This is a genomic window from Methylobacterium sp. Leaf106 (genome assembly GCF_001422895.1).
Taxonomy (GTDB): domain Bacteria; phylum Pseudomonadota; class Alphaproteobacteria; order Rhizobiales; family Beijerinckiaceae; genus Methylobacterium; species Methylobacterium bullatum.
On the sequence record NZ_LMNB01000023.1, the window covers coordinates 473801 to 487375 of the forward strand.

The following is a 13575-nucleotide window of genomic DNA, read 5'->3' on the forward strand; positions in this document are numbered from 1 at the left end:
GCTTGCATCCTGCGACCGTTTTATGACGACGGCCGCTTGCTGCAAGAAGCCGTCATTTAGTCGGCCTTGGCCCAGCAACCAAGCGGCATGCCACGCAGATCAGACGCGCTGCGTGAGAAGGTCAGCGCCGGGCCGGCGACTCGGTGCGGCGTTGGGCGGGTGCCGCATCGCCGTCGGCCGCCGGTTCGGCGGGGTCGACCACATCGCCCTTGGACTTTTTGAACTGCTTGAGGAACCCTTCCGGATTCTCGGGCAACTGCGCCACCAGGGCGTCCCCCGATTTCTCGAGTATCGGACGGCTGCGGGCCTGGGCCGCCCAATCGGGCATCTTGCCCTGGACCAGCCAGGCCAGGAACACCCAGCCGATCACGCAGATGAGGAAGCCGCGCCCCGCGCCGAAGACGAGCCCGAGGGACCGGTCGATCGCGCCGATGCGCGAATCGAGGATCATGTCGGAGACCTTCACCGTGATGATCGAGACGATGATGAGCGTCGCGAGGAAGATGGTCGCGATGGAGGCGACCAGCGCCACGGTGGCGTTGGAGACGTGCTGGCTCACGGTGGGCAACAGCAGGGGATAGAGCTTCCAGGCGACCGCCGCGGCGGCGACCCAGGCGACGATGGCTAGCACCTCGCGTGTCGCCCCGCGCACGGCGGCCAGCAGGGCCGAGATGACGACGATGCCGAGAACGGCCAGATCGAGAACGGAAAACGGCATTTAAGGCTATGGTCGCACGGGGCAGAGGGGCTGACGATCGCCGGCTCGTGCGGCTCCCCCTCGCCGCCGCGCCTGTATATCCTGCGGAATCTCGGCCGTCACCCTCCGCCACGTCCTCCCTTTCCCGGCCTCACTCGTCGTCCTCGTATTCGTACCGCGCCGGGTTGCGCTCGGGCCGGCCGCGTTTGGGCGCGCCGCTGGCGATGCCGGCCACCAGATCGGCGATGTGGCGCAGGGCCTCCGTGGGCAGGGAGCTGTCGCCGATCTCGTTGCGGCCCTGCGGCGTGACGGCCTTGGCGAAGCCGAGCTTCAGCGCTTCCTTCAGCCGCGACGGCGCCTGCGCCACCGGGCGGATGGCGCCGGAGAGACCGATCTCGCCGAAATAGACGGTCTCGCCCGGCAGGGCCGCGCCCGACAGCGACGAGACCAGGGCGGCCGCCACGGCGAGGTCGGCCGCCGGCTCCGTGATGCGCAGGCCCCCGGCGACGTTGAGATAGACGTCGTGGGTGCCGAGCCGGATGCCGCCATGGGCCTCCAGCACCGCGAGCACCATGGACAGTCGGTTGGGATCCCAGCCGACCACGGCGCGGCGCGGCGTGCCGAGGGAGGAGGGCGCCACCAGGGCCTGGATCTCCACCAGCAGGGGCCGCGTGCCCTCCATGCCGGCGAAGACCGCCGTTCCCGGCGCCGCGTGGTCGCGTCCCGCGAGGAAGAGCGCGGAGGGGTTGGGCACCTCGGCGAGGCCGCGGTCGGTCATCTCGAACACGCCGATCTCGTCGGTGGGGCCGAAGCGGTTCTTCACCGCGCGCAGAATACGGAAGTGATGGCCCTGGTCGCCCTCGAACGAGGCCACGGCATCGACCATGTGCTCCACCACGCGGGGGCCGGCGATCTGTCCGTCCTTGGTCACGTGCCCGACGAGGATCACCGCCGTCCCGGTGGTCTTGGCGAAGCGGATCAGCGATTGGGCCGAGGATCGGACCTGGGTCACCGTGCCGGGGGCGGATTCCACCGTCTCCGTCCACATGGTCTGGATCGAATCGATGATGGCGAGCGCCGGCGGCCGGCCCTGGCTCAGGGTCTCGACGATGTCCTCGACATTGGTCTCGGCGGCGAGATCCACCGCCGCGCTCGATAGGCCGAGGCGCTCGGCCCGCAGGCGCACCTGCGCCACCGCCTCCTCGCCGGAGATGTAGACCACGCGCTCGCCGGTGCGCGCCATGGCGGCGGTGGCCTGCATCAGCAGGGTCGATTTGCCGATGCCGGGATCGCCGCCGAGCAGGATCACCGAACCGCGCACGAAGCCGCCGCCGGTCACCCGGTCGAGTTCGCCGATGCCGGAGGGAATGCGCGGCGCCTCCCGCGCCTCGCCGGTGAGCCCTTCGAGGGGGAAGATGCGCCCATGCGACCGGCTCGGCCGGGTCTTGACCGGACCGGCCTGCGGGCCGCTCGCGCCCGTCTCCTCGACGATCGTGTTCCAACCGTTGCAGGCTTCGCATCGCCCGCGCCAGCGATTGTAGACGGCGCCGCAGGATTGGCAGACGAAGGTCTGGTGGATCTTGGCCATGATCGCCTTTTGAGTGGATCGCCGCTCGAAGAGATTGAGCACCGTTATCCGCCGATCCAACACACGACCTCATCCTGAGGTGCCGGAGCGGAGCGCAGGCCTCGAAGGAGCTTTCCAGTTCGCTTTGCCGGATCTGGAGGCCTCCTTCGAGGCCCGCTGACGCGGGCTCCTCAGGATGAGGTCGTGTGTTGGATCAATCTATTGGTCCTACATAACGACGAACATATCGTGAACCAAGACCGGTCAGGATTTCGTAGCCGATGGTGCCGGCGGCGTGGCCGACACTGTCCACGTCGAGGGAATCACCGATCAGGATCGCGGGTTCGCCGCGACGGGCGCTGGGCGCGTCGGTGACGTCGAGGATGATGAGGTCCATGGAGATCAGGCCGACGATGGGGCAGGGCACCCCGCCGACGAGGGCGTGGCCGCGACCGCTCGCCGAGCGCGGATACCCGTCGGCATAGCCGATGGAGAGGGTGGCGAGCCGTCGCGGGCCGGGGGCGGTCCAGCGGGCATTGTAGCCAGCGCCATCTCCGGCCGCGACGTCGCGGACTTGCGCGATCGCCGCTTCGAGGCGGACGACCGGCCGCATCGGGTTCGCCCGCCACGGGGTCGGGTTGCCGCCGAAGATGGCGTAGCCCGGCCGGAGCAGGTCGCTGGCGACGCCCTCGCCGAGATAGCAGCCGGAGGAATTGGCGAGCGAGCCCGGAATGCCGGGATAGGCCCGCAGAACGTCCCCGAACGCCTCGCACTGGCGCCGGTTGATCGACTCGTCGGGCCGTTCGGCGCTGACGAGATGGCTCATGAGCAGGTCGATCCCGGCCGCTTGGATGAGCGGATCGCCGGCGAGCGCCAGGGCTTCGGGGACGGTCAGGCCGAGGCGGTTCATGCCCGTATCGACGTGAAGGGCGGCGGGAAGCGGCCGGCCCATCTCCGCCCCCAGAGCAGCCCATTCGTCGAGTTCCTCGCGCGATCCGAGGACCGGGCGCAGGGCGTGCGCGGCGAGGACGGGGCCGCTGCCGGGCGTGAGGCCGTTGAGGACGTAGATCGTGGCCGCGGGCAGGGCGGACCGGGCGACCGCGCCTTCGCTCGCATGGGCGACGAAGAACGTCCGGCAGCCGGCCCGCCACAGGACCGGCGCGACCTTCACCAGTCCGCAGCCATACGCATCGGCCTTGACCACGGCGGCACAGGGGATGTGCGGCGCCTGCGCGCCGAGCCGACGCCAGTTCTCGGCGATGGCCGCGAGGTCGATGGTGAGGTGGGCGCCGTGGATGGCGGCCTCCGGATGAGCGATCGACATTGCCGGGTCTCGTTCGAGCGCGGTGATGGGGCAGTCTCCGCTGCCTGCAAATCTCATGTGAGGAACCGGAGTCTACCGTCTCGCGCAGGGTGAACCATAGAGGCGACGGTCTCTGTAGCGCCCTTGCCACCCCCTCGCGGGGCTAAAGGATTCCCATCCGCTCTTTCAAGCGGACCGCGTCCCCCTCCCTTGCGGGGAGAGGTTAGGAGTGGGGGTGGTTGGGTGACCCTCACTCGGCTGGCACGGCACCGATCACATGCGCTGCGGCATCCGGTCTTCGCTGGCCAGATCCGAGAACCGCGTGATGTTCGCATCGAACTGCAGCTCCACCGTGCCGGTGGGGCCGTGGCGCTGCTTGCCGAGGATCACCTCGGCCTTGCCGTGGACGCGGTTCATCTCCGCCTCCCAGGCGAAGAACTCCTCGGTGCCTTCGCGCGGCTTCTTGTTGTTGACGTAGTATTCCTCGCGGAACACGAACATCACCACGTCGGCGTCCTGCTCGATCGAGCCCGATTCGCGAAGGTCGGAGAGCTGCGGGCGCTTGTCGTCGCGGTTCTCCACCTGACGCGAGAGCTGCGACAGGCCGATGATCGGCACCGCGAGTTCCTTGGCCAGCGCCTTCATGCCGGTGGTGATCTCGGTCATCTCCTGCACGCGGTTGTCGCTGCGCTTGCCCGAACCGGACAGCAGCTGCAGGTAGTCGATGATGAGGAGGTCGAGACCCTTCTGGCGCTTCAAGCGGCGGGCGCGGGCGGCGAGCTGCGCGATGGAGATGCCGCCGGTCTGGTCGATGTAGAACGGGATCGTCTGCATGTCCCGGGCGGCATCGGTGATCTTGTAGAAATCCTCCGGCCGGATGTCGCCGCGGCGGATCTTGTAGGACGGCACGCCGGATTGCTCGGCGATGATGCGGGTCGCCAGCTGCTCGGCCGACATTTCGAGGGAGAAGAACCCGACGATGCCGCCGTTCTTGGTCTCGATCCGCCCGTCGGGCTGCTTCTCGCCCCGATAGGCCTTGGCCACATTGAAGGCGATGTTGGTCACCAGCGACGTCTTGCCCATGGCCGGACGGCCGGCGAGGATGATCAAGTCGGAGGATTGCAGGCCGCCCATCTTGGCGTCGAGGTCCGACAGGCCGGTGGCGATGCCCGAGAGCTTGCCGTCGCGCTGGTAGGCCTTGGCCGCCATGTCCACGGCGGCGGTGAGCGCGTCGGAGAATTTCTGGAAGCCGCCATCGTACTTGCCCGATTCGGCGAGCTCGTAGAGCCGGCGCTCGGTGCCCTCGATCTGGTCGCGGGGGGAGGATTCCACCGGCGCCTCGTAGGCGCCGTTGACCAGATCCTCGCCGATGGTGATCAGCCGGCGGCGAATGGCGAGGTCGTAGATGGTGCGGCCGTAATCGCCCGCGTTGATGACCGTGGTGGCCTCGGCCGCGAGGCGCGCGAGGTACTGCATCACCGTCTGGCCGCCGAGATCGGCGTCACCGAGATAGGTCTTGAGCGTGATTGGGGTCGCGAGCTTGCCGACCTTGATCAGCGAGGCGGCGACCTCGAAGATCTTACGGTGGACATCCTCCATGAAATGCTCGGGCAGGAGGAAGTCCGAGATCCGGTAATAGGCGTCGTTGTTGACGAGGATCGCGCCGAGCAGCGCCTGCTCCGCGTCGATGTTGTGGGGCGCGACGCGGAACTCCTGCGTGACGCTCTGGAGGTTTGCCGTCAGGGCGTTGGGCAGGGCCATGGGCTGACTCGAGGCTCCGACTTCTTCGACACCGCGCGGCGAGTCCATCGCCGCACCATTCCGCTACCGCACGACCATGGCCCAGGCATGGTTAGCCGAACCTTAGCCGATTCGCGCGACGCGCTCGTCGCTTCCTCAATCCAACCACCTCATCCTGAGGTGCCCGCGTGAGCGGGCCTTGAGGGAGGGCTCCAGAACCCGACGCGCGAAATGGAAGCCTCCTTCGAGGCCTCCGCTGTGCTCCGGCACCTCAGGATGAGGTGGCCGGGTGGGATGGAGTGCGTGGACCGAACACGAAAAACGCCTGCCACCCCTTTCGGGATGACAGGCGCCATGCTGGAACAAATCGGGAACCAGTCAACCCCTTTGGGTGATGATCCCCGTTCTCCACCGGTCGTGGATGGGGCTTACTCGCGGTCGTCGCCGGCCTCGGCGAGAGCGGCGCCGACTTCGAGGCCGAGGTCGTCGAGGTTGAACGCCTCACGCTCGGTGGTCGATTCGCCGCGGGCCTGACGCTCGGCCTCTTCCGGCGAGCGAGCGACGTTGACGGTGACGGTCACCTCGACCTCGGGGTGCAGCACCACCGGCACAGTGTGCAGGCCCAGCGTCTTGATCGGCTGGTTGAGGGCGAACTGATCGCGGCCGACGGTGAAGCCCTCGGCGGTGACGACTTCGGCCAGATCGCGGGTGGAGACCGAACCGTAGAGCACGCCGGTCTCGCCCGACTGCCGGATCAGCACGAAGCTCTTGCCCTCGAGGGTCTCGGCGACGGACTGCGCCTCGCTCTTCTTCTCGAGGTTGCGGGCCTCGAGTTGGGCGCGCTGGGTCTCGAAGTGCTTCTTGTTGCCGGCGGTGGCGCGCAGGGCCTTGCCGCGGGCGAGGAGGAAGTTGCGGGCGTAGCCCGGCTTCACGTTCACGGTCTCGCCCATCTGGCCGAGTTTGGCGACGCGCTCGAGGAGGATGACTTCCATGGTCTTGGTCCTTGCTGGGGTGGGGTGTGTTGGGAGAGGTCCGGCCGCGTGATGCGGGAGACGGGCCTCAGGTTCGTCCGGCGTCCTCCTTGGGACGGCGCCGGTTGAAGGCGGTGTCGGCGAGGCCGAACAGGGTCAGGGCGAAAAGAGCGACGCCCTGCGTGAAGAACAGGATCAGATAGAGCCCGAACAGGAGGGCCATGCGTCCGGGTCGGCCACGACTGCGATCGTGGAAGGCGGCGAGGCCCTGCATGGCGAAGGCGGCGGTCAGCGCACCGATGAGGCAGATGCCGAGGACGCCCGGATAGCCGGGCACCAGGGCCAGCACGAAGGCCGCTCCCAGGATGCCGAGGACGGAGCGCGGCATCGCGGTGGAGGGGATGTCGGGCCAGGGCCGAGGCAGGCGGCCGGAAATGCGCACGATCCGCCCAGCGGCCCAGAGATAGAAGGTGAGCAGCACGGCAAGACCCTGCGTCGCCAGTCCAGGGGCGATCGTCGCCAGGGCATCGGCCACAGCGTTCTGCTGGTCGGTGCCGGGCTCGGCGGTGGGCGCCGTCTTCGCATCCGACTCCGCCTGGATCGCGGGCGTCTCCGTGGGCGGGGGATTCTCTACCGGTGAGGGATTCCCCGTCGTCGAAGGGTTTCCTGCAGGAGCGGCGGCCGGGGGCGTCGCACGGGTCTTGCCCTGCATCGTCACCAGCGTGCGCGTCATCCCGCGCAACTGGGTCTGGAAGGTCTCGAAGTTCGGCGAGGCGATCACCGCGATGGCGACGAAGGCGAGCCCGGCCGTGCCGGCGGTCCAAGCGAGAAGCCGCCCGGTCGGGTACCATTCCATGGTGCCGTCGGCGTTCGGTCGCCCGAGGAGGGCGAGATAAGCCAGCCACCAAGCCGGCAACGCCAGATAGGCGAGGAAGCCGAGGCCGAGGAAGGGTTGTAGGAAGGCAAGCGCGACGGCGCCCGTGATCGCAGCGACGAGGGCGGCCTTGTGGCTCCAGCCGAGGCCCACGATCAGGATCGGGAGCGGGGCGAGCAGGTAGAGCACGATGGACAGCAGCGTGCCCTTCAGCAGGACGCCGAAGAGGAGTGCGGAGACGAGGCCCGCGCCGATGCCGATACCGAGAAACTGTGTCATCGATCCCGCTGTCCCGCTGTCCCCGAAAGGGGCAGGGTTAGAGGCGTTTCATTTCGCCCCAACGACGTCCGGCAGCGTGCTTACCGCCGGCGTAGACTTACCTCCCCCTCGTGGGGAGGGATCGAGGGTAGGGGTGGCTCCGCCAGCCTGCGCAGGCCGAGGGCCACCCAATCACCCCCACCTCCAACTCCTCCCCGCGAAGGGGAGGAGGGGGCCTCGTGGAGAGGCCGAGGCCTACTTGATCACGTAGGGGAGGAAGCCGAGGAAGCGGGCGCGCTTGATCGCCTGGGCGAGTTCACGCTGCTTCTTGGCCGACACCGCCGTGATGCGCGACGGCACGATCTTGCCGCGCTCGGAGACGTAGCGCGACAGGAGCTTGACGTCCTTGTAGTCGATCTTGGGAGCGTTCGCGCCCGAGAACGGGCAGGTCTTGCGACGACGGAAGAAGGGACGGCGTCCGCCGCCCGCACCACCACCAGCGGCAGGAGCCGCACCAGGTCCAGCACCGAAACCCATGGCTTAGTTCTCCCCGCCGAAGCTGCGCTCGGGACGGTCGCCGCGATCACCGCGGTCGCCGCGATCCCGGTCGCCACCGAATCCACCACCACCGAAGCCTTCGTCGTCACGACGACGGCCGCGCTCACGATCCTTGCGGTCGTCGCGGTCGCGCTTCTGCATCATCGCCGACGGCTCGGACTCGAGCTCTTCGACGCGGACGGTCATGAAGCGCAGGACGTCCTCGGAGATCTGCATCTGGCGCTCCATCTCGGCGAGAGCCGCCGGGGGGGCGTCGACGTTGAGGAGCGTGAAATGCGCCTTGCGGTTCTTCTTGATGCGGTAGGCGAGGGACTTCACGCCCCACATCTCGATCTTCTCGACCTTGCCGCCATTGGCTTCGATGACGCCCTTGTAGGTCTCGACCATGGTCTCGACCTGCTGGGCCGTCACGTCCTGGCGCGCCAGGAAGACGTGTTCATAAAGAGGCATAACGGGCCCTTCATAGCAAAAGGGGCCCGACGGCACGGATGTGCGGATGTCGATCGTCGGGCCGGTTCAACGCGTTTCGCCCGGCGCCAAGCCCTTCGAGCCGTTTGAAGGCCCGAGCGGTTGATCGAAGGCGGAGACACGGGACGATGGAGCGAACTCCGCATGCCGGACAAGCCGGCACCGTCCGTTCAGCCCCCAGCCGGAGCGAACACGAGTTGCGGCGCATAGACGAGTTCGGACGGGATGGCAAGGATGGCGACACGGATGATCGCCCCGATCCCAGCGGCAAGGAAGCCCGCGAATCGATCCGCATCCGGTGATAGAGGAGCGGCTGGAATGCGCACGCCACGTGGGAGGATCGCCGATGTCAGCTATGAAACGAGCCGTGGCCCTCCTGCTCTGTCTCATTGCGTCCGGCCCGGCCATCGCCGACGAGCCGGTGCTGCAGACGGTCGATTACGCCAACACGCGCTATTCGAAGCTCGACCAGATCGACGCCGGCAACGTGAAGCAGCTGCAGGTGGCCTGGACGTTCTCGACGGGCGTGCTGCGCGGCCACGAGGGTTCTCCCCTCGTCGTCGGCAACATGATGTACGTCCACACCCCCTTCCCGAACATCGTCTACGCCCTCGACCTCGACAAGGACGGCGTGATCGTCTGGAAGTACGAGCCCAAGCAGGACCCGTGGATGATACCACGGTCACCGTGACGGTGGTGGCGGTGGGAAAGCGATGATGTACGTCCACACCCCCTTCCCGAACATCGTCTACGCCCTCGACCTCGACAAGGACGGCGTGATCGTCTGGAAGTACGAGCCCAAGCAGGACCCGTCGGTCATCCCGGTGATGTGCTGTGACACGGTCAACCGTGGTCTCGCCTATGCCGACGGCGCCATCATCCTGCACCAGGCCGACACCACCCTGGTTTCCCTCGATGCCAGGACCGGCCGGGTGAACTGGTCCGTGAAGAACGGCGATCCGGCGGTCGGCGAGACCAACACCGCCACCGTGATGCCGGTGAAGGACAAGATCATCGTCGGCATCTCTGGCGCCGAGTACGGCGCGCGCGGCCATATCACCGCCTACGATGCCAAGACCGGGACACGGCTCTGGCGCGGCTATTCGACGGGGCCGGACGCGGACATGATCGTCGATCCGCAGAAGACCACCTCGCTCGGCCGGCCCATCGGGGAGAACTCGTCCCTCGCGAGTTGGGAGGGCGACCAGTGGAAGACCGGCGGAGGGGCGACCTGGGGCTGGTACTCCTACGACCCCGAGCTCGACCTCATCTATTACGGCACCGCCAACCCCTCGACCTGGAATCCGACGCAGCGTCCCGGCGACAACAAGTGGACGACGGCGATCGTCGCCCGCAACCCGGATACCGGCATGATGCGATGGGTCTACCAGATGACGCCCCACGACGAGTGGGACTACGACGGCGTCAACGAGATGATCCTCACGGATCAGACGATCGACGGCCGGACGCGTCCGCTTCTCACCCATTTCGACCGCAACGGGTTCGGCTACACGTTGGACCGGAGCACCGGCGAACTCCTGGTGGCGAAAAAATTCGATCCGGCGGTGAACTGGGCCACCGGGATCGACATGGACGAGGGCTCGGGCCGTTACGGGCGCCCCCTGGTCGATCCGCGCCGTTCACCCGATAAAACGGGAGAGGACGAGACCACCACCGGCATCTGCCCCGGCGCCATCGGCGCCAAGAACGAGCAGCCGGCGGCGTATTCGCCGATCACCCGGCTCTTCTACGTGCCGACCAACCACATCTGCATGAGTTACGAGCCGTTCCACGTCACCTATACGCCCGGCATCCCCTACGTCGGCGCCACGGTGACCCTGCAGCCGACTGAGGATGGTCCCGAGACGGGCCGGTTCATCGCCTGGGACGGCGTCGCCGGAAAGGTCGTCTGGTCGAACACCGAGCCGTTCTCGGTCTGGTCCGGCGCACTCGCCACGGCCGGCGGCGTCGTCTTCTACGGAACGCTGGAAGGCTATCTGAAGGCCGTCGATGCGCGCACGGGCCGCGAACTCTACCGCTTCAAGACCCCGTCGGGCATCATCGGCAACGTGACGACCTACCTCCATCGCGGCCGGCAATACGTCGCCGTGCTCTCGGGCGTCGGCGGCTGGGCGGGGATCGGGCTAGCGGCCGGTCTCACCGACCCGGCGGACGGGGCCGGGGCGGTGGGCGGCTATGCCGGCCTGTCGCGCTACACGGCGCTGGGCGGACAACTCACGGTCTTCGCCCTTCCCGAATCGCGGGACTGACGCCTCAGGAGACGCTCGTCACGCCGTCGCGGGCTCGGAGGGCGGCCACGATCTCGTCGAAACTCTTCTCAGGTATGTGGACGTAAGACACGTCGATCGTGTCGATGCCGTCCTCCGCCGTCGGCTGGGTGACGAACTGGAGGAGGCGGGAGGCATAGGAACCGGACAGGCCGCGCAGGACCTCGATGGTGATCGTGCCGCGCCTGGCCGTGATGGTGAGGGTGCGGGTCTGCGCCCGCTCGCGATAGCGCGCCTCCAAAGGTTTCATCCCCGCCAGGATCAGGAGGACGATGGCGGTGGTCGCGATCGCCGCCACGTAGAGGCCCGTTCCCGCAGCCAAGCCGATGGCGGCCACGGCCCACAACCCCGCCGCCGTGGTGAGGCCCTTCACCATCTCCCCGCGCAGCATGATCGTGCCGGCACCGAGAAAGCCGATGCCGGACACCACCTGCGCCGCCATGCGCGACGGATCCAGAGAGACGTTCGGCGTACCGAGAATGTCCGAAAAGCCGAAAGCCGAGACGATGACGATCAGGCAGGAGCCGACGCAGACGAGCATGTGCGTCCGCATCCCCGCCGCCCAGACGAGGCGCTCACGCTCGAAACCCACGGCGCTGCCGAGCAGCGCCGCGAGGAGAAGACGCCCCAGGATCTCGAAATTGCCGATCACGCACAGTCCATCCGCTCAGAGCCCGTCGGTCGCTCCTAAGCAGAGACGAGGACGGCGACAATCCTGACGCCGTCCCTGTTCACCCGTCGATGGGCCTATTTGTCGGGCTTCTCGGAAATGATGGCGCCGGTCTTCGGATCGGCGTGGAATTCCATCTTCACGCCGTTCTTCATGCCCTCGCCCTCCCAATGGCCGTCATCCGCCTCGAACTCGGTGATGTCGGTATAACCGGCGGCCATCAGCTTCTGCTTGACCTGCTCGGCCGGCATCCAATCCGCACCGGGCTTGTCGGCGAGAGCGATGCCGGCGGACCCGGCGGTGAGGAGCAGGGCGAGGAGCGCGGGTTTCAAGACTCTCATGAGGTTCCTCCAAGATTTCGTTTGCCGTCTAAAAGCAAACATCTGCCCTGGTTTTCCGGTTCCGGAGACGAATCACCTGAGGGAGGCGGCGATCGCCTGCTGGATGCCCAGGATGTCGGCGCCGCGCTTGAGCGTCTTCCTGATCGGCTCCGGCCGGCCGGAGACCCAGATCGCCAGCTCCGAATCGAAGTCGAAACTGCCCGCCGTCTCCACCGAGAAGCAGGTGATCGCCCGGTAGGGCACGGTCATGTAGGCGACCTTGCGCCCGGTCATGCCCTGCTTGTCCACGAGGATCAGCCGCCGGTCGGTGAAGACGATGAGGTCGCGGATCACCCGGAAGGCGACCTGCACCGTTTCGCCCTGGGTGAGGATTCCCGCGAGGCTGTCGTTCACCTCCTGCGGAGAGAGGTCGCTGCCATGGCCGAAGAGGCCGTCGAGAATTCCCATTGCGCCGCCTATCCCGAAAATGCCGCCTTGCCCCTATCTAGGGACGAGCCGGCCCGGCACATCCTCCGCCGGTCGTCCTTTTTCTCGGGACCCGCCTGCCGTCCGGAGCCGCATGATGTCCGCTACAACCCCCGTTCCCCTGCGCCTCGGGGTGAACATCGACCACGTCGCCACCGTGCGTAACGCTCGCGGCGGCATCCTTCCCGATCCCGTCGCCGCCGCCCTGCTCGCCGTGGAGGCCGGGGCGGACGGCATCACCGCGCATCTGCGCGAGGACCGCCGGCATATCCGCGACGCCGATATCGAGGCGCTGATGGCGCGGCTCTCGGTGCCGCTCAATTTCGAGATGGCCGCCACCGACGAGATGGTGGGCATCGCCGCCCGCCTGCGGCCGCACGCCTCCTGCCTCGTGCCGGAGAAGCGCGAGGAGCGCACCACCGAGGGCGGCCTCGACATCGTCGGGCAGGCGGCGCACCTCGCCCCCCGGATCGCCGCCCTGTCGGCCGCCGGCATCCGCGTTTCGCTCTTCGTCGAGCCCGACGAGGCGGTGATGGACGCGGCACTCCGTCTCGAAGCACCCGTGGTCGAGTTGCATACGGGGAGCTACTGCGAAGCGGTCGCCGAGGGCAACGGCGCGCGGGTGGCGCATGAACTCGCCCGCATCGCGCGGGCCGCCGATTACGGCTCGCGGATCGGCCTCGAAGTCCATGCCGGGCACGGTCTCGCCCTCGACAGCGTAGGGCCGGTGGCGGCCCTGCCGCAGCTCGCCGAGCTCAATATCGGCCACTCGCTCATCGGCGAGGCCATCTTCTGGGGGCTCGGCCAGGCGATCCGCGACATGCGCGCCGCGATGGACCGGGCGCGGGCGGGGATCGCGGCATGATCGTCGGCATCGGCTCGGACCTCTGCGACATCCGCCGGATCGAGCGGTCCCTCGCACGCTACGGCGAGCGGTTCACCCACCGGATCTATACCGATGGCGAGCGCGCGAAGTCGGAGGGCCGCGCCTCCCGCGCCCCGTCCTATGCGAGGCGCTTCGCCGCCAAGGAGGCCTGTGCCAAGGCGCTGGGCACCGGCATGAGCCACGGTGTTTTCTGGCGCGACATGGAGGTGGTGAGTCTGCCGGGCGGGGCGCCGACCCTGCATCTCACCGGCGGCGCCGCGGAGCGACTGCGGGCGATGATTCCCGCCGGGCATGCCGCGAAGATCCACGTGACGCTCACCGACGATCCGCCCATGGCGCAAGCATTCGTGATCATCGAAGCCTTGCCCCTTCCGGCCGCGCATGCTGAGCCGGCGACCGCTCGCGTTGCGGCCCCCGACCGCATGGTCTAGACCGCCGGTCTTCACCGACAGTCGATCGGGTTCGCGCGTCGAGCCGGAGATTGCAGAC

13 protein-coding genes and 2 pseudogenes are annotated in these 13575 nt (G+C 67.8%); 4 read left to right on the forward strand and 11 right to left on the reverse strand.

The window, feature by feature from the left end; translation table 11 throughout:
- Positions 1-121: 121 nt before the first annotated feature.
- From ASF34_RS13965 to rpsF, 8 genes are all read right to left on the reverse strand, one after another.
- Positions 122-718, reverse strand: a complete 597-nt coding sequence (locus tag ASF34_RS13965) for a CvpA family protein (protein WP_056161741.1) — start codon at positions 716-718, stop codon at positions 122-124.
- A 130-nt stretch (positions 719-848) separates the two neighbouring features.
- Complete coding sequence (gene radA / locus ASF34_RS13970) at positions 849-2285, reverse strand: DNA repair protein RadA (protein WP_026176151.1); 1437 nt, start codon at positions 2283-2285, stop codon at positions 849-851.
- Positions 2286-2478: 193 nt separating this feature from the next.
- The gene (gene alr, locus ASF34_RS13975; protein WP_156465720.1) at positions 2479-3588 is read right to left on the reverse strand and encodes an alanine racemase; all 1110 of its coding nucleotides are present in this window, start codon (positions 3586-3588) and stop codon (positions 2479-2481) included.
- Between the two features lie 252 nt (positions 3589-3840).
- Positions 3841-5328 (reverse strand): replicative DNA helicase, encoded by a 1488-nt coding sequence (locus ASF34_RS13980; protein ID WP_026176149.1) that lies wholly within the window; start codon positions 5326-5328, stop codon positions 3841-3843.
- 407 nt (positions 5329-5735) lie between these two features.
- Entirely contained in the window at positions 5736-6299 is a 564-nt protein-coding gene (rplI, locus tag ASF34_RS13985; protein ID WP_018045051.1) for a 50S ribosomal protein L9, read from the reverse strand.
- Positions 6300-6366: 67 nt separating this feature from the next.
- Positions 6367-7431 carry a hypothetical protein gene (locus tag ASF34_RS13990; RefSeq protein ID WP_056161743.1) on the reverse strand — a complete coding sequence of 355 codons (1065 nt, stop codon included), beginning with the start codon at positions 7429-7431 and terminating at the stop codon, positions 6367-6369.
- Between the two features lie 234 nt (positions 7432-7665).
- A complete protein-coding gene (gene rpsR / locus ASF34_RS13995; protein WP_018045049.1) occupies positions 7666-7947 on the reverse strand; it encodes a 30S ribosomal protein S18 in 282 nt (93 codons plus the stop codon).
- A 3-nt stretch (positions 7948-7950) separates the two neighbouring features.
- Positions 7951-8418: a 30S ribosomal protein S6 gene (gene rpsF / locus ASF34_RS14000; protein ID WP_018045048.1), complete on the reverse strand. Its 468-nt coding sequence runs from the start codon at positions 8416-8418 to the stop codon at positions 7951-7953.
- Positions 8419-8791: 373 nt separating this feature from the next.
- Between rpsF and ASF34_RS14005 the strand changes: the two are divergent.
- Together ASF34_RS14005 and ASF34_RS14010 are read left to right on the forward strand one after the other, a co-directional pair.
- Positions 8792-9002: pseudogene (locus ASF34_RS14005) on the forward strand (PQQ-dependent dehydrogenase, methanol/ethanol family); the annotation flags it as partial.
- Positions 9003-9149: 147 nt separating this feature from the next.
- Positions 9150-10706: pseudogene (locus ASF34_RS14010) on the forward strand (PQQ-dependent dehydrogenase, methanol/ethanol family); the annotation flags it as partial.
- Positions 10707-10710: 4 nt separating this feature from the next.
- On the opposite strand, the gene ASF34_RS14015 reads toward ASF34_RS14010, so the two are convergent.
- The 3 genes from ASF34_RS14015 to ASF34_RS14025 all read right to left on the reverse strand — a co-directional run bounded on the left by ASF34_RS14015 (position 10711) and on the right by ASF34_RS14025 (position 12182).
- Complete coding sequence (locus tag ASF34_RS14015) at positions 10711-11376, reverse strand: MgtC/SapB family protein (protein WP_082494173.1); 666 nt, start codon at positions 11374-11376, stop codon at positions 10711-10713.
- 95 nt (positions 11377-11471) lie between these two features.
- Positions 11472-11735 (reverse strand): PepSY domain-containing protein, encoded by a 264-nt coding sequence (locus ASF34_RS14020; RefSeq protein ID WP_156465721.1) that lies wholly within the window; start codon positions 11733-11735, stop codon positions 11472-11474.
- Positions 11736-11807: 72 nt separating this feature from the next.
- Positions 11808-12182, reverse strand: coding sequence for a PH domain-containing protein (locus ASF34_RS14025; protein ID WP_018045043.1), 375 nt, complete (start codon positions 12180-12182; stop codon positions 11808-11810).
- A gap of 115 nt (positions 12183-12297) precedes the next feature.
- Here ASF34_RS14025 and ASF34_RS14030 point away from each other — a divergent pair, with 115 nt between their 5' ends.
- Positions 12298-13065, forward strand: a complete 768-nt coding sequence (locus ASF34_RS14030; protein WP_056162100.1) for a pyridoxine 5'-phosphate synthase — start codon at positions 12298-12300, stop codon at positions 13063-13065.
- Complete coding sequence (gene acpS / locus ASF34_RS14035; protein WP_018045041.1) at positions 13062-13517, forward strand: holo-ACP synthase; 456 nt, start codon at positions 13062-13064, stop codon at positions 13515-13517. Before ASF34_RS14030 ends, acpS begins: the two co-directional genes overlap by 4 nt.
- The last annotated feature ends 58 nt before the right edge of the window (positions 13518-13575 follow it).